The 20376-nt window shown below is 32.3% G+C and carries 14 protein-coding genes; 3 read left to right on the forward strand and 11 right to left on the reverse strand.

Annotated elements, in window-relative coordinates; translation table 11 throughout:
- Positions 1-325 precede the first annotated feature (325 nt).
- The 6 genes from SHI72_RS16585 to pyrR all read right to left on the reverse strand — a co-directional run bounded on the left by SHI72_RS16585 (position 326) and on the right by pyrR (position 4901).
- Complete coding sequence (locus tag SHI72_RS16585; protein WP_039120355.1) at positions 326-838, reverse strand: CAP domain-containing protein; 513 nt, start codon at positions 836-838, stop codon at positions 326-328.
- Positions 839-1012: 174 nt separating this feature from the next.
- Positions 1013-1657 (reverse strand): pyridoxamine 5'-phosphate oxidase, encoded by a 645-nt coding sequence (pdxH, locus tag SHI72_RS16590; protein WP_323490736.1) that lies wholly within the window; start codon positions 1655-1657, stop codon positions 1013-1015.
- A 222-nt stretch (positions 1658-1879) separates the two neighbouring features.
- Positions 1880-2785 (reverse strand): ribonuclease Z, encoded by a 906-nt coding sequence (locus tag SHI72_RS16595; protein WP_323490737.1) that lies wholly within the window; start codon positions 2783-2785, stop codon positions 1880-1882.
- Positions 2786-2932: 147 nt separating this feature from the next.
- Positions 2933-3265, reverse strand: a complete 333-nt coding sequence (locus tag SHI72_RS16600; protein WP_039120358.1) for a hypothetical protein — start codon at positions 3263-3265, stop codon at positions 2933-2935.
- Positions 3266-3338: 73 nt separating this feature from the next.
- Positions 3339-4265 (reverse strand): aspartate carbamoyltransferase catalytic subunit, encoded by a 927-nt coding sequence (locus tag SHI72_RS16605; RefSeq protein ID WP_039112741.1) that lies wholly within the window; start codon positions 4263-4265, stop codon positions 3339-3341.
- 96 nt (positions 4266-4361) lie between these two features.
- The gene (pyrR, locus tag SHI72_RS16610; RefSeq protein WP_035620405.1) at positions 4362-4901 is read right to left on the reverse strand and encodes a bifunctional pyr operon transcriptional regulator/uracil phosphoribosyltransferase PyrR; all 540 of its coding nucleotides are present in this window, start codon (positions 4899-4901) and stop codon (positions 4362-4364) included.
- 311 nt (positions 4902-5212) lie between these two features.
- On the opposite strand from pyrR, the gene SHI72_RS16615 reads away from it, so the two are divergent.
- Positions 5213-6310 carry a DUF262 domain-containing protein gene (locus tag SHI72_RS16615; protein ID WP_323490738.1) on the forward strand — a complete coding sequence of 366 codons (1098 nt, stop codon included), beginning with the start codon at positions 5213-5215 and terminating at the stop codon, positions 6308-6310.
- A 1-nt stretch (position 6311) separates the two neighbouring features.
- The gene (locus SHI72_RS16620; RefSeq protein WP_323490739.1) at positions 6312-7007 is read left to right on the forward strand and encodes a HEPN domain-containing protein; all 696 of its coding nucleotides are present in this window, start codon (positions 6312-6314) and stop codon (positions 7005-7007) included.
- Between the two features lie 150 nt (positions 7008-7157).
- On the opposite strand, the gene SHI72_RS16625 is transcribed toward SHI72_RS16620, so the two are convergent.
- Together SHI72_RS16625 and SHI72_RS16630 are read right to left on the reverse strand one after the other, a co-directional pair.
- Positions 7158-9902, reverse strand: a complete 2745-nt coding sequence (locus tag SHI72_RS16625) for a fibronectin type III domain-containing protein (RefSeq protein WP_323490740.1) — start codon at positions 9900-9902, stop codon at positions 7158-7160.
- A gap of 288 nt (positions 9903-10190) precedes the next feature.
- Entirely contained in the window at positions 10191-11396 is a 1206-nt protein-coding gene (locus SHI72_RS16630; RefSeq protein WP_323490741.1) for a DUF418 domain-containing protein, read from the reverse strand.
- A gap of 256 nt (positions 11397-11652) precedes the next feature.
- On the opposite strand from SHI72_RS16630, the gene SHI72_RS16635 reads away from it, so the two are divergent.
- Entirely contained in the window at positions 11653-11826 is a 174-nt protein-coding gene (locus SHI72_RS16635; protein WP_165572094.1) for a hypothetical protein, read from the forward strand.
- Between the two features lie 61 nt (positions 11827-11887).
- On the opposite strand, the gene SHI72_RS16640 is transcribed toward SHI72_RS16635, so the two are convergent.
- The 3 genes from SHI72_RS16640 to chiA all read right to left on the reverse strand — a co-directional run bounded on the left by SHI72_RS16640 (position 11888) and on the right by chiA (position 20059).
- The gene (locus SHI72_RS16640; RefSeq protein WP_039120362.1) at positions 11888-13504 is read right to left on the reverse strand and encodes an ABC-F family ATP-binding cassette domain-containing protein; all 1617 of its coding nucleotides are present in this window, start codon (positions 13502-13504) and stop codon (positions 11888-11890) included.
- A 287-nt stretch (positions 13505-13791) separates the two neighbouring features.
- Positions 13792-14571, reverse strand: coding sequence for a TlpA disulfide reductase family protein (locus tag SHI72_RS16645; RefSeq protein ID WP_323490742.1), 780 nt, complete (start codon positions 14569-14571; stop codon positions 13792-13794).
- A gap of 646 nt (positions 14572-15217) precedes the next feature.
- Positions 15218-20059 carry a T9SS-translocated chitinase ChiA gene (gene chiA / locus SHI72_RS16650; protein WP_323490743.1) on the reverse strand — a complete coding sequence of 1614 codons (4842 nt, stop codon included), beginning with the start codon at positions 20057-20059 and terminating at the stop codon, positions 15218-15220.
- Between the last annotated feature and the right edge of the window lie 317 nt (positions 20060-20376).

The following is a 20376-nucleotide window of genomic DNA, read 5'->3' on the forward strand; positions in this document are numbered from 1 at the left end:
TTCATTAAACTCTGCGAACCTTTGTGTAAGCCTTTGCGCTCTTTGCGGTAAATTATTTCATTCTCACTTTAACGCAAAGAGCACAAAGCTATTCATTACACTCTGCGAATCTTTGTGTAAGCCTTTGCGCTCTCTGCGGTAAATTATTTTTATCCAAACTTAAGGACATAAAAAAAAGCTGTCTATAAAGACAGCTTTTTACCACTACAAATTAAATAGCCGTTATTAATTAAAATAACGGCTATTAACCTCAACTTAAATAAACCAGTAACATAAAAAGGGTCTTTTTACTTCCATTTTCTTCTGTAAAAAAAAATAGATTCAATTATATTTTTGCGAAAATATTCGTGTAATATTTTCTTCCGTTTTCTGGATCTTGTTTTATTGCTATACCAAAATGCGTATAGTCACCTACAATATTTTGTTTATGACCTTCGCTTTCTAACCACGCTTTTAATACTGCTTGTGGTGTATTATAATTGTAGGCAACATTCTCACCTACTTTTTTAGCTCCTAGTACTTTAATAATGTTTTCTGAGCGATCTACAAAACCATCATGATTTACTACATCATGAGCAATCATGTAATCATCATGCTGTTCAGATTTAAAAGAAACGTGATTTATTGTTTTTAAAGCATTTAATCCAACACTAACTCTATAATCATTAATAAGTTGCATTGTTTCAAGCTCCGTTTGATTATAAGTATAATCGGTAACTAGTTCAGAAGAAACACCTGATTCTGGATTTGAAACTGAGTCAACCGAATCAGATGCACAAGAATTCATGGTAAGCGCCGCTATTACCAAAAGCGATAAAAAATGAATTCTTAATTTCATAAATATTAGTAGTTTAAGCTTAAAGTAGATTGTGGGGCAAACTCTTTAAATTGTATTAAATAAATTATGCTTCTTTTTAATTATTAGTTAAATCTACATATTTTATCGTTAAACTACCAAAAAAAATCGACGAACTACATCATAAAAATTATTTATAATGTATTTTTCTTACTTTTAAGACGAAAGTCGTTCAATCTTCCAAGTGTAATCATCTTGAGCAACATATCTTATTCTGTCATGCAAACGATTTGGTCTTCCTTGCCAAAATTCAACCTCAACAGGAGTAACAAGAAAACCTCCCCAATGTTTAGGTCTGGGAATAGGTTTTCCTTCAAATTCTTTCTCTAGTTCTTTTAGGTTCTCTTCTAGAAATGTTCTTGATGGAATAACTTCACTTTGATGAGATACAATTGCTCCTAACTTACTTCCGTCAGGTCTTGAATCGAAATAACCATCCGAAACTGACTCAGATGTTTTAGCTGCTATTCCTTTTATAATAACCTGGCGTTCTGAGCTTGGCCAAAAGAAAGACAAACAAACATGTGGATTATTCTGTATTGCTTTTCCTTTTTCAGAATTATAATTGGTATAAAAAATAAAACCTTCTTCAGAGAATTTCTTCAATAAAACAACTCTCGATTTAGGAAAGCCATCCAATCCTATTGTCGAAACCGTCATGGCATTTACCTCATCAACTCCACCAAAGTCTTCTACTTCATGAAACCATCTATTAAAAAGATTAATAGGATCTTCTGGAATATTACTTTCCAGCAATTCACTTTTCTCGTAGGATTTTCTATAATTACTTAGATCATTCATTTTTTTTTTAGATTAGTTAGATTGTTAGATCTTTTAGACTACTTAGATTGTTAGACTTTCTTAGATTACTTAGATTATTAGACATCTTAGACTTTCTTAGATTGTTAGACTACTTAGACTTTCTTAGATTACTAGACCTTTTAGACTTCTTAGAATTTTAGAATTATTAATCTCATTAATTAGATTGCCTAAAACTTAGAGCTTAATGCTTTCTGCAATTATTTAAAATTCAAAACTCTTTCCATCATCTCCTAATAATACATTAGGAAAGATAGTTTCGGCTTCTTCTCTAAACAATTCGATACTTTCGTATCTGGTAGAATAATGCCCCAGAACCAAATGTTTAGCATTGGCTTTTAAAGCAATTGTAGCCGCTTCTTTGGCTGTTGAATGTAATGTTTTTGAAGCCAAAGCTTCTTCCGATTGCAAGAAGGTGCTTTCATGATACAATACATCTACATTATTTATAATAGGTAGTACAGCTTCATGATATACAGTATCAGAGCAAAATGCATAACTCTTAGGAGGCAAAGGATCAAATGATAATTTTTCGTTGGCGATAATTGTACCATCATCCAACTTTATATCTCCTCCGTTTTTAATTTTCTGATAATAACAAGTATCTATATTATAATGCTGAACAGCATCTACATCTAGTTTACGCGGGTCTTTTTTCTCCTGAAACAAAAAACCATTTGTATAAACCCGATGATTTAGAGGTATTGTGGTTACAATAACTTTTTGATCTTCAAAAACAACTTCGCTTTTATCAGACACTAATTCATGAAAGTACAAACCATAGTTTGTCCATGAACTCGATAACTTTAATTGTAGTAAGATGATTTCTTTAATTCCTTTTGGACCATGAATATGCAAATCGGTAGTACGTCCTAAAAGACTAAAAGTAGATATCAACCCGATAAGCCCGAAGAAATGATCTCCATGCAAATGCGAAATAAAAACGTGATTTATCTTAGAGAATTTTATCTTGTTTTTACGTAATTGTACCTGAGTTCCTTCACCACAATCGATAAGAAACAATCTGTTTTTTATTTCTAATACCTGCGAAGTAGGATTAGTAAAAGTTCTTGGAGTTGCGGCATAACAGCCTAATATTGTTAACTTCAATTTTGTTTATTTGTTTATTGGGTAAAATCGTTTAATCGTTCAAGAATAAAACATCAAAATAAATCGACTAAACAGTTAAACAAATAAACAACTAACCCATATTTTATATTAATATATATATCTAAAATTTTAAGATTCGTTCAGTATTTAAAATCCTAAATCTCTTTCTATTTCGTCCATTTCAATAATATCATGCGCCTCTAAAACTGAAGGAACAACAATTAATGCATCTGGAACGGCATTATAATCTATATCAGAAACAACAATAGCAAAAGATTTTTTGGCTTTTTTTTGTTGTTTAGAAAGAGGTAATAATAATTTGATATCGTTTATGGTTAAATCTTTATGCGCTAATAAATCGATAATAATATTGTGATTTCCGAAGGTTTTAAACTGCTGTGTTATTTTCTCCAGAAAAGAAGTAAAATCTCCCTGAGTATCTTTAATTATTGTTGTATGTCCTTTTTGATCTACTTTCATTTTTTCTCTTGCTTTACATTCATTAATCCCTAAATACCTCTTTGGAACAACGAAGGTAGTTTCTTTTTGGAATTTATTGGATTTTTGAAGCCAAAAGATAAATAACCGCCATACGAACAGCTACTCCATTTTCGACTTGATTTAAAATAACCGAATGTTCAGAGTCGGCTACTTCAGATGTTATCTCTACTCCCCTGTTTATTGGTCCGGGATGCATGATTACAATTTCTTTGTTCAAAGAATCTAATAACGCTTTATCTACACCATATTGTTGTGAATATTCTCTTGTAGAAGGGAAAAAGTTCACATCCATTCTTTCGTTCTGCACACGTAACATATTTGCTACATCACACCATTCTAATGCTTTACGTAAATTAGGTTCTACTGTAACTCCCAATGATTCAATATATCTGGGAATTAATGTTTTTGGACCACATACTTTTACCTCAGCACCTTGCATTTTCAAAGCATAAATATTAGATAACGCTACTCTAGAGTGCAGAATATCACCTACAATTACAACTTTCTTTCCTGCTACATCTCCTAGTCTTTCTCTAATAGAATAACTATCTAGTAATGCTTGTGTTGGGTGTTCGTGTGCTCCATCTCCTGCATTTACAATACTTGCTTTTACATTCTTGGATAAAAAGTAAGCTGCTCCAGGATTGGCATGACGCATTACGACCATATCCACTTTCATCGAAAGAATATTATTTACCGTATCGATAAGTGTTTCTCCTTTTTTAACCGATGATTGTGCTGCCGAAAAACTAATAACGTCGGCCGATAATCTTTTTTGTGCTAATTCGAATGAAAGTTTTGTTCTGGTACTATTTTCAAAAAATATATTGGCAATAGTAATATCTCGCAACGAAGGAACTTTTTTAATTGGTCGGTTAATGACTTCTTTAAAATGGTCGGCTGTTTCAAAAATTAGGTTAATATCATTCTCATTGATATATTTTATTCCTAACAAATGATTTACGCTTAATTCTTTCATCTTTTATGTTTAATTGTTTTATTTGTTTAATCGTTTTTTGCTAAACCGGTTAATCATTTTCTACCGATTAAACAATTAACCGGTTAACCGATTAAACTAATTTGTCACTAAGTAAACGACATCTTCGCCATCATTTTCTTTCCAACTCACAATCACTTTCTCATTATTAATAGCATCAACTTGCCTGCCGCGATAATCGGGTTGAATTGGTAAATGTCGGCTAAAACGCCTGTCGATTAATACCAATAATTCAATTTCAGCTGGTCGACCAAAGGATTGAATAGCAGTTAATGCTGATCGAATACTTCGTCCTGTGAATAATACATCATCTATAAAAATGACTTTTTTATTCTCTACAATAAAATTGATTTGGGTTTTATTAGCTTCAAGAGGTTTATCTGTTCTTCGGAAATCATCTCTAAAAAAAGTAATGTCTAAATATCCTAATGTAATCTCAGGCGTTTTATATTCTTTTTCTAATAATTCTTTCAGTCGCTCTGCCAAGTAAACACCTCTAGGTTGAATTCCTACCAAAATCGTGTCTGAAAAATCAAGATGCTTTTCTATCAATTGACAGGCCAAACGATGTAATATGATAGTAACTTCTTTTGAATTAAGTAATACTTTTTGACTCATAGTAAAGTGTAGTGTTTGGTTGGGCAAATATACAAAATCAGATTTTATTTGTTGGGGTGTTGGGGTGGGAAATATTTTTTTTTGACTTGATGGGGATTCTGGGGTAAGTAAATAATGTTTTTTTACAACTACTCTTTTTGTTTTGAAAAATATAATTTTGCTTTTTGTAGGTAATTTTATTTTAAAAATTTACTTTAGCTGAGTAGCATTCTGATATATAACAATCTTACTTAACTTTATAGGGATAGCCTTGTGAAAATTTTGTTGATATTATCAAGGTACAACCAAAAAACAATTAATCAAGGAAAATTATGGATAATAAATCAACAGTACTTGCAAATAGAATTTTTCCAGATAATAATGATTTTGAGGTCGAAGTTATAAACATTCCGGCAGAAAAAAGAAAATTGATAACGGAAACTTATGACTTTACAGTTTCTACAATAGTAGAATATATAAATAATAAACATATTGTTATTCCAAATTTTCAACGCGGATATGTTTGGAATAGAGCTCAAGCATCAAGACTCATTGAATCCTTAATAATACAGTGTCCAATTCCTGTTATTTATTTAAGTCAAAACAATGATGAAACTCTTTCAGTAATTGATGGCAATCAAAGACTCACAAGTATCAGTTTGTTTTTAAACAATGAATTCCCTTTAACAGGATTAGTGACATATCCCGAATTAGAAGGTTTAACTTTTGATGAATTAGACCCAAGATTTCAAAGACATATAATTAATCGTACAATTAGATGTATTGCCATTTTAAAAGATACACATCCACAAATTAAATTTGATGTTTTTGAAAGACTAAATACAGGTTCTGTTAGATTAAATCCTCAAGAATTAAGACATGGTATTTATAGTGGCAATTTTTTAACAAAAATAGAAGAATTAGGCAAAGATTCTGTTTTCAAAAAATTAACTTCTACAACAAATGATAATAGAATGAAAGGTGACGAATTGATTTTAAGGTATTTTACATTATTAGAACGCTTAGAAAATTATGAAAAACCTATGACAGTATTTTTAAATAAATATGCGGAAGATAATAGATTTTTACCTAAAGCAGATATTGAAGTATTAGCAGAAAATTTTAAACTAAATCTAAATAAATGTCATCTTTTATATGGTGATTTTACATTTAAAACTTTTGATGTAACAAAGAAAAGACTAAAAGCAAACACCGCATTATTTGAAGCTCAAATGCTTTCCATGAACAATATTAATCCAACAATAGATCAAATCAATGCTATAAATAAAAACACCATAATTGATAACGTTTTAGCATTATTGAATACGGAAGATTTTTATAATACAATAACAAAAGGAACAACAGATAATCGTGTCGTAAAAAAAAGAGTAGCTGATTATACTGCTTTTTTAGAAACAATATTTCAATAACATGCCATATTCGAAAAGTAAGGCAAGAGAAGATTTTGAAGTTGAATCAAATAAATTATTAAAACTTGCCAAAAAAGTTTCTTATAAATCTTCACCATTAAATTACGATCATAAGCAATTAATTAACCAATCTTGTATTTTTTTATTAAGTGCAAGAATTGAAGATTACACTAAGACATTAATTGAAGATTTAATTTACAAATATAAAACTAATGGAGCAATACTCTCAAACATCCCTAATAATATAAGGACAAAAGCACTACTTGATAAACAGGTACACTATTTCAGAAACTATTACAACAGTTCTGATGAAAGAAGCCTATTAAAAAACATATCCATTGAAAGCAATTATTATGAATTACTAAATGATGATATGTCTTTTAATTCTCAAATTCACTCAACAAATATTATAGGTACTAATAAATATCCTTCAGTAAAAAACTTGAAAATATTATATTTAAGAATTGGAATAACAGATATAATTAAAGAATTAAATAAAAAATCAAAAAAAGATTTAAAAACATCACTGGAATCTTTTTTAAGCTTAAGAGAGTCAATCGCTCATCAAGGTGCGCCAGCAATAACATTCATTGATATTGAAAGACACTTTAAAAATATCAATGAAATAATTAACCATATTGACAGAATAATTTACTCACATATCTTAAAAGAATCTGGTAATGACTTTTGGATATAAAATAACAACGAAACTTTTTTAATCTCTATTTATCATAATATTCGAAAACGAAGATATATGTTGCAATGATACTTACTCTTTATAAATTCAAAAAGCTTCCACATTTGCGGAAGCTTTTTTTATTAAATAACTGTTGTTTTAATTCTCTAATTATTTCACAATTAACTTCGCTGTAAACAATTTACGAGAATGTATTTTTAGGATATAAACTCCTTTTGGTAAATCTTGGTTTATTAAAGAGAACTTATTATTGTTTACATTTTTTGTAGCGTACAATAATTTTCCTTCCATATTATAAATTTCTATTTCATCAATAGGATATTCTGACTGAATAAAAGTTTCTGCATTACTATTAGTAGGATTTGGATATACTTTTAAACCATTATCAATTTTAAACTCGTCGTTACCTAGAGAACTATCTATTACTTCAAAAGAAACCCTGTTTGATACTTCGTTATAAGAATCATTGGTAAACATTACCAAAAAGTAATTTCCTTTTTCGGTAGGTAACTCTGTAGTAGCAATGGCTTTAGTTCCTTCCGAAAGTCCTTCAAAATAAGTATAACTCACCAATGGTTTTTCGTTAGGATTATCACCTTCATGGTAAATACCCAACCAATCTTTTACAATTCCAGGAGCATCTGTCCATGAAGCCGTGATTTGTTCGCCAAGATCATATACGGGTTTATTAATCCATAATTCGGTAACCACAGCTCCGATTTTAAAGAATACTTTATTTCCGATAGCATTAAAACTATCCTGCAAATAGTATTCGGCATAATAATATCCTTTTGGTAAATTATTAAATGATTTAGTATCTGCTACAGTTGTTACATATTGCCAACTTGTTGAGGCAACTCCAGATCCTGGATTTACTCCCATTCTATATATACCAATCCAATCCTTTGCCAATTGTGGTCCATTGCTATAATTAACAATTACTGGTGTGCCGACAGAATATTCGGTATTATCTGTAGTTAATACAGGAACTGGTCCTACATAAAAATATTTTCGTGGCGCAATTTCTGTATAACCTCCATTAGAGAATATTACGGCATAATAACGTCCTTTATTAGCCAATCCGGTAGGAAAATTAATAAATCCGCTTGGGCTACCATTAGTATATTGCCAAGTTAGCGATGGTGTCGATGATCCCGGTGTTTGCCCTTCTTTATACAATCCTATCCAAGTCTTTGTACTCGCTGGTGCATCAGTAAAATCAACTTTAATAGGTGCACTTTGCGAATAAGTTAAAGCATCGGTAACAATCTCTGTATTCACGTTATTACTTCCTGTTACAGTAAATGCCTGAGTATCGCTCCAAGGAGACCATTCCAGATTGCGGTCTCTATATCTTAATTTCACATAATACTTACCATTAGGAAGCGAGTTCGAAGCCAAATCCATCTTGGTAATATCTACACCCAGATTAATATCAACTGTTGAATCTTTTTGGGTCTTATATTTTCCGTATAAATTTTCGAAATCGCGATATACTTCTTTTTTTATTATATCGAATGTTGGCGTTTGCGAAATTAAAAACTGACTTGTATTTAATAACTCATTTGTTGTAGTGCTATATGCCGAACCTGATATTGTTAAGGGTAAAGTAACATTTGCTGTAAAAGTATTTGTGATTGCAGGTTTTACTGGTGCTACTTTGTTTTTATATCTATGGAACTCGTCCATTAACTGGTTGTTTTTCCATTTATCAACGCTTCCGATAGAATAACTTTCGATATCCATTTTTCCGTTAGTAACATCGATGTCTACAATTTGGTAAATCCAGTTGCAGATTGTTTTTTGCACATCTTCAAAATCTTGTTCGGTAGATGATCCCCAATATTGATCCCAAGCTGTTCCTCCCGAAATAATATTATATGTAGGTGTGTTTTTTAATTGTCCTCTATGATACAAATGATGGTGCGCACCAATATGCATAGAATATTTAGGAGAAGTTACCAATAGGGGAACGGCTGTATTACGAACCCATGTAGAGATATCACCAACATATTGCTCGGCTTGATACGGTCTGTGGCTTAAAGAAAAAATCCACTCTATAGTATTATCTGCATTTGCAGCAGCAAGAACCTGTTGCAACCAAGTTAATTGTGCTGCTCCTGTATGTTCTGAACTTAAACTGATAAATAAAACATTACCTGCTTGTTGTGCATAATAATTTTCTGTTCCAGACGAAATTCCTTTATAAGAAAGCTCACTGATATAAAAATGATCATAATACGAATTCATTCCAAGTGTTCCATACGTTTCATGGTTTCCTACCGTAGTCTGAATCGGAATATTACCAGATAATCCTCTGTTCTTCTTGAAATGTACGTTTTCGTAATGATCTAAAGTTCCTACGTCAACTTGATCTCCAACCATAAATGTCATCGAAATATTATCTTCTGGAGACAATTTAGCACCCCATTTTTGCTTTATTTTTCTTTTTGCAGCCGATACTAATGAATCGTAACGAGGTACTGCTTTTAACTGATTATCTCCCATAATCAAAAAGCGAATATGTCCATCGGCAGTAGCTGCTTGCCCAGGATTAGGCAATGTTTTAAAGGAATAAACGGTAGACACATCTGTACCAGTTTTTATTCGGTAGTAATATTTGGTGTTTGGCGAAAGGTTCATCAGTTTCGCGCTGTGGTAAAAATAATTCCCTGGGTAACCTGAATCTGTAAAAACATTAGTGTTACCTGTAACTGTAACATTAAGATTAGCTTCAGTTGTTCCGTATTCTACAATAGTTTCTGGATTGCTTTCTGTTTTCCAGTTTACATAAATAGATGTAGGAGTTGCATTTTGTAAATAAGGAAATAGTTTTTGTGCTTGTGCAGCAAAACCTATTCCTAAAAGGGATAATAGTAAGTAGAGTTTTTTCATGAGTTGTTGTTTCGTTGTTAGACGAAGCAAAAGTATTCTACCAAAATCCAAATACTTTTAAGACAACATTACCCTTATTTTATCTTTACTTCTCTTTATTGTAAAGTTAAAAATGCTCAGATTGTCTAAAAAACAGAACGCGGATGAAACGGATTTACTAAAGTAAAGACGCGGATAAAAACAGATTTTTAAAATTATAAAAAGAAAAAAATCCGTTTTTATCTGCGTTTTCGCCTTGGCGAATCAGCGTCATCCGCGTTCTATTTTTACAGCATTATATATTTACAACTAAGCAGCAACAGTCTTTTTCTCTTTTCCAAAAGAAATCCATGTTGCTTTATGCCAAATGTATTCTAATGGTCCTTGCTTGTGTGTTTTTAACCACCATGTACAAAATCCTAATTGTAGCAAAAACAAAACAATTCCTATTAGTAATCCAAATGTTGCGCCTGTATATTGGTATAATCCTAAACCAAAACGGTAGTATATAAACGACCCTAAAATAGATTGAGAAAAATAACTTGTTAAGCTCATTTTTCCGAATGGGATTAATTTTATCAGAACTTTATTTATAGCTTCTTTTTGATATAACAACACAAATGTGCTTACTAAAACGACCATAAAGGTAACATTAGACCAAGATGTAAAAATGATTAATAAACTATTTACCATGTCTTTGTTTGCTATAAGTTCTGGCAAATACGTTTTGAATGCAAATAGCGGGATAAATAATATAATCGCATATACTAATGCTTTTTTCCAAAATGCAATACTAGCTTCCGAAATAACAAAAAGTTGTTTTCTTCCTGCTATCATCCCAAACATAAATAATGCTGGTGCCTGAAAAAATCTTCCGTTTTCCCACGACCAGAATACCGATGCCCATCTTCCTATTGATAAATTACCTACTGCATGATCTACAAATGAGTTCCCGCTTAAGTAAGTTTGCATACTTCCATAATAAGCATTTGATTGATTTGCAGGAAGTATATATTCAGGGTTAAATAGAATATTAAAAAAGTTGAACCACTCCATAGGAAGCATCAACAAGAAAGTCGCTATGATTAATACATATTTGGTATTTAAATTACAAACCGGAATTAATATTAATCCTAAAACGGCATACATCATTAATATATCTCCTGAGAAAAAGAGTGTATTTACTAATCCGAAAACAAATAATATTGCCAGTCGCCAAACGTATCTCCATCTAAAATCGTTTCCTTTTTTACGCTGATTATCGTATTGTATAAAAAAACTAAAACCGAAAAGAAGTGAAAAGATAGCATATGATTTTCCTGCAAAAAGAAAGAATAATGTATCCCAAATTATCTTGTCTAATACCTTGATTGGTTCAGGTAAATATTCGGGCAAATAATAAAAATCAAAGTGTTCTAAATTATGAAGCAACATAATCGCCATAATGGCTAAACCACGTAATGCATCTATGACTTCTATACGGGGAGTTTTTAAACTAAAAGCATTTTCTGACATAATATTTTAAGGATTAATTTATAGTATATTATCTCAAATATAATTTTATTTCTCGAAAATCTACAATCGAATTCCTCAATTATAGCACGACCTAACAGTCTAATTTTTAATTATTCTCAAGTATTTTTCATATAATTAAAAATCAAATAATAAAACATTTTACAGGAATTATATAACGTTGTTTTTCTGGTATTTGTTAATTTCACAATAAGACAATAATGATTGTCATTTTTAATTAATTTAAAAACACAAAATCATGAAAACTAAATTATCTACAATACTAGTCGCTTTAATTATATCGTTATCTCTTACTAGTTGTGAGGCTATCGAAGGCATTTTTAAAGCAGGAATGGGTGTCGGTGCTTTTGCCGTAATTATTGTAATTGTTTTAATAATTTACCTGATTATTAAAATCTTTGGTAAAAAATAATAGAATAAAAAAAATCCCAATCGGTGCGCCGATTGGGATTTTTAAAAATATGTTTTAAGTATTAAGAATACATTTTAACTCTTAATTCTTGTACTTTTTCATCGTCAAGATATTCATCAAATGTCATGTAACGATCGATAACTCCATTTGGTGTAAGCTCTACTACTCTATTACCTACAGTTTGTGCAAACTCATGATCATGTGTTGTAAAAATCACTGATCCTTTAAAGTTTTTTAGTGAGTTGTTAAATGCTGTAATCGACTCAAGATCTAAGTGATTTGTAGGCTCGTCTAGCATTAATACATTGGCTCTTTCCATCATCATACGAGATAACATACAACGTACTTTTTCTCCCCCTGATAAAACTCTACTTGTTTTTAAAGCTTCTTCTCCTGAGAAAATCATTTTCCCTAAGAATCCTCTAATAAAAACTTCGTCACGCTCTTCTTCAGTTTTTGCCCATTGACGTAACCAGTCTACCAATGTTAAGTCGTTTTCGAAAAATGAATGATTCTCTGCTGGTAAATAAGCTTGATTTGTTGTAATTCCCCAATCAAAAGTACCTTCGTCGGCTTTTTGATTGTTATTTAAAATTTCGTAGAATGCTGTTGTTGCACGTGAATCTTTAGAGAATAAAACAATTTTATCTCCTTTTGCCATATTCAAATCAACACCTTTAAACAAAACATCTCCTTCGATTGAAGCGCTTAAGTTTTCAACATTTAAAATTTGATCTCCTGCTTCACGATCCTGATCAAAAATAATTGCAGGATAACGACGGCTTGAAGGTTTAATTTCAGAAATATTAAGCTTACTAATCATTTTTTTACGAGAAGTTGCTTGTTTAGACTTAGCAACGTTGGCACTAAAACGACGAATAAATTCTTCTAATTCTTGTTTCTTTTCTTCGGCTTTTTTGTTTTGTTGTGCACGTTGTTTTGCCGCTAATTGGCTAGACTCATACCAAAACGTATAGTTTCCTGAGTAATGGTTGATTTTACTAAAATCGATATCTGATATATGTGTACAAACCGAATCTAAAAAGTGACGGTCATGCGATACTACAATTACTGTATTTTCATAATTTGCAAGGAAGTTCTCTAACCAAGCGATTGTTTCAAAATCCAAATCGTTGGTAGGCTCATCCATGATAAGTAAATCTGGATTTCCGAATAAAGCTTGTGCCAAAAGGACACGTACTTTTATTTTTCCCTCTAGATCTCCCATTAATGTATAATGGTGCTCTTCGGCAATACCTAAGTTAGACAACATCGAAGCTGCGTCAGAATCAGCGTTCCATCCGTTCATTTCTTCAAACTGAACTTGTAACTCTCCTATTCTATCTGCGTTTTTATCGTTATAGTCTAAATAAAGTTCATCCATTTCTTTCTTAACCGCGTACAATACTTTGTTACCCATAATTACGGTTTCAAGTACTGTATGCTCATCGAACATGTTGTGGTTTTGGTTTAAAACCGACATACGTTTTCCTGGCTCTAAATGGATATGTCCTGAAGTAGGATCCATTTCGCCTGAAATTATTTTAAGAAAAGTTGATTTTCCAGCACCATTGGCTCCGATAACTCCATAAATATTTCCGTGTGTGAAAGTTGTATTTACTTCGTCAAACAAAATTCGTTTGCCAAATTGTACCGATAAATTATTGACTGTTAACATGAATGTCTATATTAATTAATTTTGTGCAAAAGTAGTGAAAAAGGTTCAGAGGTACAAAGAAACTGAGTGGCTAAGTTTTTTTAATATGAAAATAGCTAAAATTATCTTTTACAACAAATCATATCTGTAAAGGAACGCGGATGATACGGATTTACAAAAGTAAAGACGCGGATAAAACTGATTAAAAAAACAATAGTAAAGAAAATCCGTTTTTATCTGTGTTTTCGCCCTAGCGAATCCGTATCATCCGCGTTCCTTTTTATAGGTAATCTTTGCTTGCTTTGCGGCTAATTCTTCAATTTACTTTCTTTCTCCAAAGCCACTTCTAAACTTTTATAACTATTTAAAACTTTGGCGATATATCCTTCTTTATTGATAATGAAATGTGTGGGAAATGCATTTAACTGCAACGTTTCATTCATATAGTTTTTCATATTTGGAATAACGGAATATGATAATGGTTTTCTAGCCAAAAATACTTTTAATTGTTCTGGTGTATCTTCTGCTAAACTCACAAAAAATATGTCTTTTCGATCTTTATATTTCTCTACCAATTTATTTACATCTGGAAATTCTTTGATGCATGCAGCACAATGAATATACCAACATTTTATCACTACAATCTTTCCTTTCATAGTTTCATTAGAAACCAGATTTCCGTTTAAATCCTTAAAAGAGAATTTAGGGAATGGAGTGTTTTCCATTTTGAAGTTCTTATACGCATCAAAAGCTTCTTGGTTAATAGTTGCTTTTATACTTGTATCGGAATTAGGCTGAATTTTGAATAATTTATAGTAGTAAATAGCATCATCCGATTGTAATCGAATGGGGATATAATTACTATTTGCTAATTGATCTAAAAAAGTCTCTTTTGGTATTTCTTTCGAGAGTGTATCTAGTGCAACAAAATCTCTGGAAAGCATTATGTTTTTACTCTGATACGTCCACCAACTGCTGTAGTCTTTTTGGATTTGTATTGGATCAACTTCTGGATTTCCGTATTTTGTTTGTGCTAAACAAGAAGTAAAAATTAAGAATGTTAGTATAAGGCTAAATGTTTTTTTCATGAAGTTTTAATGCAATAATTGGGTTTCAAAAATAGCTAAAAAATAGTTTCTAATAATTGTAACCTTTGTCAAAGTTCAAGTTTAAAGTTGGTCTGTTCATTTTTGTCATCCGACGAAGGAGAAATCTCCACGAGTAGCTCGACAATTCTAAGAAGAAACTGTGAGTTAGTTTCTTGCGGAGATTTCTCCTTCGTCGAAATAACAAGTTTGGGATTATTTTGTGTAAAATTAAAGTTCCTTACACTCTTCGTTTTGAACTTTGACAAAAGTCTATTTGAAATGTAATTACTTTGTACTTCGCAATGGTGATTCCTAGCCCTGATAGAAATGGAAATCCTTTTATGTTTTTTCTTTAAAAACATAAAAGATTGAAATGGATAGCAGGAAATAGCTCCTAATCCTTCGACTCCGCTCAGGATGACAAACTTCGGGCAAAAACAACTGTATCTCTTCAATCGCGATAAGGCATAAAAAAAACCTGGCACTAAGTGCCAGGCTCATAATGATTTCCTCTAGGTAAAAACCAAATAACAAATTACCTAAATTCAATACATTTATCCAAAATATGAAAAATCAAATTAAAAAATAAATAACCAAACTCAATTTTAACTGCCCCAATTTTTCATTTTTTTGAATTCTTAAAATCTTAATTTAAAAAGTTCATTACCTTAAATGATTTTCTGTTTCCAGATTTATCAGTCACAACTACTATAAATAATTGTTTGGTTAAGAAGCTTCTGTTTTCTAGCAACAAATTGTTACTATTTTGTATGTTTTCGTAACTTAATACCGATTGTCCGATTGTGTTATACACCTCAACTTTACCGATATTATTTGCTTCGTTAGATATTGCTAGTGCATTATCTTTAAAGTATGCAATTGTTTTATTGCTTGTTACTTCTATCTTATCTTCTGCTTTTATTTTAGCAGTTTGTGATGCAAAATAAGCTGCATATGCTTTAGACAATTCAGATGAATTACCACAAGAAGATGCATCCCAGTTTACTGACCAAGTCATTAAACCTCTTAAAGAAGGGTATGGTCCGCCTGGCTGCATAGTGTAGGTTCTTCCTGAAAAAGTAGTTCCAGTTCTTAAGTAATGCATAGCATTAATTCCTTCTGTCGGCGTTAAATAACCGCTACCAGCTGCACTTGGACAAGCTGGTAATGCAATAAGAACTTTTGAGGCTGGTAAACCATCAAAACGCATTCCTGTTGTGCCAATATTATACCCTTTTATAATCATATCTGTTAGGGCTGTTACCATGTTTGATTTCTTAGCTGAACCATAATATTGACCATCTAATCCGTTTTCTCCGCCTGTATTATACAATTGTACCGCTAACAAATCTAATTCATTACGCAAGTTTTGAATGATTGGAAGGAAAGAACCAAAAGTATCATTATAGGTAGAATATCCTCCTTGTACATATTGTGTTTCTGGAGCTGCAGTTAATAAAAATCCAGGACCATAGTAAGCTTTTAATTCTTTGAAAGCATCTACTACGTTTTTTAATCTTGGATAAGCAGAAATACCTGCATAAGAAATATCTCTTAAAGCTCCTGCATTAAAATTCATCGATCCACCTTCAAAATCAATATCAACTCCATCAAATTGATACTCATCAATAATTGCTTTTAGACCATTAACAAAAATATTTTTTTGAGTTACATTGTCTAAAACAACATGACCATTTTGACCTCCAATAGAGACAATAACAGGAACTCCGCTATCTCTTAAAGATTTTATATCGTTTTTCAACAATTGCTTATCGAAAACTCCATTGGTCAAATATCTAGTGTCATTTGTAGTTAATACTGGTGTATAACCATCACGATTAACTGTTTCTACAAAAGAATAATCAACTACGTTAAACTTACTTCCTACCATTTGAGAAAAATATAAAAATGGAGCACCAGCATTTTCCCAAGAATGTGCATATCCTAAAAGAACTTTAGACGGAAGCGGAATGAATATTCGTGTCGAATTAGTAATCGTAATCGATTGATTAAATAATTTTTCACCTCCTGCATTATCTATCGCTTTTACTATTAATGCATATGTTATATGAGCATTTGGAGTAAATGTATAGTTGTATGCATTCCCTGTACCTTTTGTCATAGGAAAATAAGTTCCGTTTATACTTACCGAAACGCTTGCAATTGTACCATCGGCATCTGTAACATTAACACTTAGTGCCACTGGTTGGAAACCTGAAGGCTGATTAATTGTTGTCGTTGCTGGTGAAACCCAAGCAATTACCGGCAATGAATTAGGACAAGTTGTTCCTGAACATTGTAAAGAGAATGCTTTTGTATTTTCTGCCGTTGTACCACTTGACGCCGTAACAGTTGCTTTCAAGGTATAATTTTTGTTGAAATCTGCCGCAACTGGTGTCCAGTTTGCTACATATTCCGTTCCTGAAAGTGCTGCTGTAATATTTTGTCCGTTAATGTTGAATACAACTGACGAAATAGTTAAGCTGGCATCTACACTTGCAGTTGCTTTCAGCTGAATCGCTGTTCCCGGAGCAATCGCTACAGTTGCAGCTGAAGGAGCTGTAATGGTAACCTGAGGTGGTGAAACTGTATTTGTATTAAAGTTATAAACCTGAGGCGTTGTTGGCATAGCAAAGTTTACCAGATTATTTGGAAAATAGGCGGTATTATTATTCTCCCAAGCATTTAATTTTAAACTTAAAACTTGTGTATAACCTGCTGTAACTGTATTATCGTAGCTAAAAACTCCTTGTGCATCTGTTGTTGCAATAACGCTTTTCCAGTTGTGTGTACTATCTGTCCAAGGCACAACTAATTCTACTTTGGCTCCTGATACCGGAGTTGTTCCATTCTTAACTGTTCCGCTAATTATAGTACCTGGTGCAACAAGCTCTTGAGTAACACTTAAAACTTTACTCTCTACCAAACTTTTATCAACTGTAGTCGCTGATGGAATTTTAGTTTCTGATACTGCAACTACTTCGCTCGGTACGCTTTCGCCTGCAACTTTTAATGGCGCTACTGTTCCTGTACTAAAGTCATAGACTTGTGATGTAGCCGGAATAGGCAAGTTTGTAAGATTAGAAGGTGAATAAGTAACGTCATTATTCTGCCATGAATTCATTTTTAAACTAGCGATGATTGTATATCCTGAGAATATTGCATTATCAAAACTATATTTTCCTTGCGCATCTGTTGTTGCTAGAAAACTAGCATATGGATGTGCATTATCTGTCCAATTAAAAATTAATTCTACTTTGGCACCTGCTACTGGATTTGAACCATTCTTAACTGTTCCGCTAATTTTACTAGCTGGAGCTGCATTTTGTGTAAAGTTTAAAACTTTACTTGCCGTAAGATTGTTATATACCGTAGAAGCTGGTGAAAATGTTACTCCTGCTTTAGCAATTGTTACTGTATAGTTTGCTCCCGAAGGTAAATTAGCAATACTATACGCTCCTGTAGCACTAGATACTGATGTAAATGTTCCTGCTGTAGAAGTTGCTGTAACTGTTGCTCCAGAAACTGCTGTTGCTCCATTCATTACGCTTCCGCTAATAGTATAATATACCGTTTGAGTAAAATTCAAAACTTTGTTTTCACTTAAAACTGAATATACTGTAGATGCTGGCGTAAATGTTACTCCTGTTTTTGCAGCTGTAACTGTATAATTAAGTCCTGCTGTTAAAGCTGTAACAGTGTATGCTCCGCTTGCATTAGTAACTGCAGTAAATGTAGTTGTTCCTGCTGTTGCTGTAACTGTTACTCCCGAAACTGCTGTAGTTCCGTCTAGTACAGTTCCGCTAATTGTATAAAGCGGCTGTGTTCCCTGAATAACAACGTTGGCTTGGTTTGCTACAAGATTTGTTAATGTTACTGGCGTAAAAGTGTATGACGCTTTTAAAGCTGTAACAGTATAATTTGCTCCTGAAACTACATTGTTAAAAGTATAATTTCCATCTGTAGAATTAACCGTTTGAACAATTGCATTAGTAGCATCTTTTAGCTGGACTGTAACTGCTGGCACTAAATTTGTACCATTTTTTACTGAACCACTTACTGTTAATGTTCCGATAACGGCAGCACTAAAAGTAGTATTTACTTGACCTAATAATGCATTAGGGATTGCTCCTCTGGTATCTTGAGATAATTCCCAAATCATACCTCCTCCTAAGTTTTTGGATTTAATATACTCTGCTTTTAACTCCATCGATTGTTTATCTTCATAACTAATAAACTGATGTAAGGAAGCATTGTATAGGTAAGGAACTTTGGTTGCATTATCCCAATATCTTACCCATCCTGCAGATGCTGCTGCTGGAGTAACCAACATAGTGTTTGGGTCTAAATAAGGATGTGAGTTTGTTACCGGATTACCTACTAAATCGCAAATCTCGATACTTCCTGATTTTTCGCAAGCTGCGGGACCATCCCATGTTCCTGTTGGATTTTGCGGGTTTGTACATCCTGAAACTGCATCTCTTGGTGCTGTAACAAATAATCCTGGCATATTAGGCACTGTATTAGTTGTTCCAACATTTTTAAATATTTTTCCGTAAAAAGGTAATCCCATTACTAGCTTATTAGCAGGAATACCGATAACATTTAAATATTGGTTTGTTAACTCATCTAGTGATTCTGATTGAGTTGCGTTGTATAACGGATCATTTGTATTTCCGCTTGGATATAAAGGGGCATTGTAGCATGTTTTGTCATACCAGTTTCCTCCAAAATCATATCCAAAATATGTGATATAATCGCAATAAGTCGAAATATCTTCTGTCATTCCGTATTGTGCTCTATTGTTTGGGCCTAAATATTGTGCTCCTACTTTTCGAACATTATTACCTGCAGCAATTGTAACTAATTTATTAGGCATTGCTTGGCGCATTGCTTTTAATAAATAAACTAAATTCTTGTTATCATCCGGACTGTATTTTTGAGGAGGTATTGGTGCTCCATTAATAACTTCTGTCCCGTCAGTTCCTCCAGAAAGGGGATATTCCCAATCGATATCAAATCCATCAATAAAAGGATAAGTTACCAAGAAATTAGCCATATCTGCCGCTAAAGCTGCTCTGGCAACTGGGCTTGCAGAAATTGGTGAAAGATCTTGTCCTTTTGTCCAACCTCCTACGGAGATTAAGATTTTTAAATGTGGGTACTTTTGTTTAAGTTTCATTAAATCATAAAAATTTCCTTTTACAGGAGCATCCCACGGTATTCCGCCTTCCATATGCTCAAAATCAGCATAGGTATCCAAACATTTTAATTTGGTGTTTTCTGGGTGTGCCGGATCGAAAGTGGTTCCGTAAAAAGAATAATTTAAATGGGTTAATTTACTTCCGTCAATTTTGGGGACATTAAAATCCCTTGCATAAATGGCCCATTGAGCATAGTATCCGACAACTTTTTTATTATGTGCTGGTTGGGCAAGTAATAAAATCGGAAACAAAAATAATAACAGCAATCTGTAATAATGTTTCATAATTAATAAATAGGTTGGTTAATAAAAAATAAATATCCAATTTGGATTAAATGATAGATTGGTAATACAAAAACCAAAAATCACTTTAAACAAATGGTAATCGCTAACTCAGTTACATTTGGGGTAACTGAATCATTTTTAAATTAAAACAGATAAACTTGGGGCTTAGCAATCTTAATTGTAAATCTTTATTATATTTTAAATTTTAATATCTATTTTATCATGGATTCGGTATTCTAAAAATATCCAAACCGAATCTTTACCATAATTTATCTCTCCTGGAAATTCCAGAAGAGATAATTAAATTACTAATTAAT

The organism is Flavobacterium sp. PL02 (genome assembly GCF_035013205.1).
Classification (GTDB): Bacteria; Bacteroidota; Bacteroidia; order Flavobacteriales; family Flavobacteriaceae; genus Flavobacterium.

Bases quoted from the DNA above. Each gene is read 5' to 3' on its own strand.
- SHI72_RS16640 (WP_039120362.1), bottom strand. From the start codon at position 13,504: ATGTTAACAGTCAATAATTTATCGGTACAATTTGGCAAACGAATTTTG.
- SHI72_RS16585 (WP_039120355.1), bottom strand. From the start codon at position 838: ATGAAATTAAGAATTCATTTTTTATCGCTTTTGGTAATAGCGGCGCTT.
- chiA (WP_323490743.1), bottom strand. From the start codon at position 20,059: ATGAAACATTATTACAGATTGCTGTTATTATTTTTGTTTCCGATTTTA.
- SHI72_RS16615 (WP_323490738.1), top strand. From the start codon at position 5,213: ATGGATAATAAATCAACAGTACTTGCAAATAGAATTTTTCCAGATAAT.
- SHI72_RS16630 (WP_323490741.1), bottom strand. From the start codon at position 11,396: ATGTCAGAAAATGCTTTTAGTTTAAAAACTCCCCGTATAGAAGTCATA.
- SHI72_RS16635 (WP_165572094.1), top strand. From the start codon at position 11,653: ATGAAAACTAAATTATCTACAATACTAGTCGCTTTAATTATATCGTTA.
- SHI72_RS16620 (WP_323490739.1), top strand. From the start codon at position 6,312: ATGCCATATTCGAAAAGTAAGGCAAGAGAAGATTTTGAAGTTGAATCA.
- SHI72_RS16600 (WP_039120358.1), bottom strand. From the start codon at position 3,265: ATGAAAGTAGATCAAAAAGGACATACAACAATAATTAAAGATACTCAG.
- pyrR (WP_035620405.1), bottom strand. From the start codon at position 4,901: ATGAGTCAAAAAGTATTACTTAATTCAAAAGAAGTTACTATCATATTA.
- pdxH (WP_323490736.1), bottom strand. From the start codon at position 1,657: ATGAATGATCTAAGTAATTATAGAAAATCCTACGAGAAAAGTGAATTG.
- SHI72_RS16645 (WP_323490742.1), bottom strand. From the start codon at position 14,571: ATGAAAAAAACATTTAGCCTTATACTAACATTCTTAATTTTTACTTCT.
- SHI72_RS16605 (WP_039112741.1), bottom strand. From the start codon at position 4,265: ATGAAAGAATTAAGCGTAAATCATTTGTTAGGAATAAAATATATCAAT.
- SHI72_RS16625 (WP_323490740.1), bottom strand. From the start codon at position 9,902: ATGAAAAAACTCTACTTACTATTATCCCTTTTAGGAATAGGTTTTGCT.